This is a genomic window from Cryobacterium sp. MLB-32 (assembly GCF_000738085.1).
In the GTDB taxonomy this organism is placed as follows: Bacteria; Actinomycetota; Actinomycetes; order Actinomycetales; family Microbacteriaceae; genus Cryobacterium.
In genome coordinates this window covers 1-504 of the sequence record NZ_JPRS01000779.1, presented here as the reverse complement: position 1 = coordinate 504, position 504 = coordinate 1, and the positions used below count along the sequence as shown (strand labels likewise).

At 55.0% G+C, this 504-nt stretch carries 1 rRNA gene; it reads right to left on the bottom strand.

The window, feature by feature from the left end:
* A 16S ribosomal RNA gene (locus JF66_RS21345) occupies positions 1 to 440 on the bottom strand; the annotation flags it as partial.
* Positions 441 to 504: the final 64 nt, after the last annotated feature.

Sequence of the window (504 nt, the reverse complement as noted above, 5' to 3'; positions counted from 1 at the left end):
CTACTAAAAGAGGTTTACAACCCGAAGGCCTTCGTCCCTCACGCGGCGTTGCTGCATCAGGCTTGCGCCCATTGTGCAATATTCCCCACTGCTGCCTCCCGTAGGAGTCTGGGCCGTGTCTCAGTCCCAGTGTGGCCGGTCACCCTCTCAGGCCGGCTACCCGTCGTCGCCTTGGTGAGCCATTACCTCACCAACTAGCTGATAGGCCGCGAGCTCATCCTTGACCAAAATTCTTTCCACCAAAGAAGATGCCTTCCAAGGTCGTATCCGGTATTAGCTACAGTTTCCCGCAGTTATCCCAGAGTCAAGGGCAGATTGCTCACGTGTTACTCACCCGTTCGCCACTGATCAAAGAAGCAAGCTCCTCATCACCGTTCGACTTGCATGTGTTAAGCACGCCGCCAGCGTTCGTCCTGAGCCAGGATCAAACTCTCCGTAAATGTTTGAATAGCTACCCAACCGAAATCGGATGCCCATCTAGTGCACCAAGCCGCCGGAATAGGC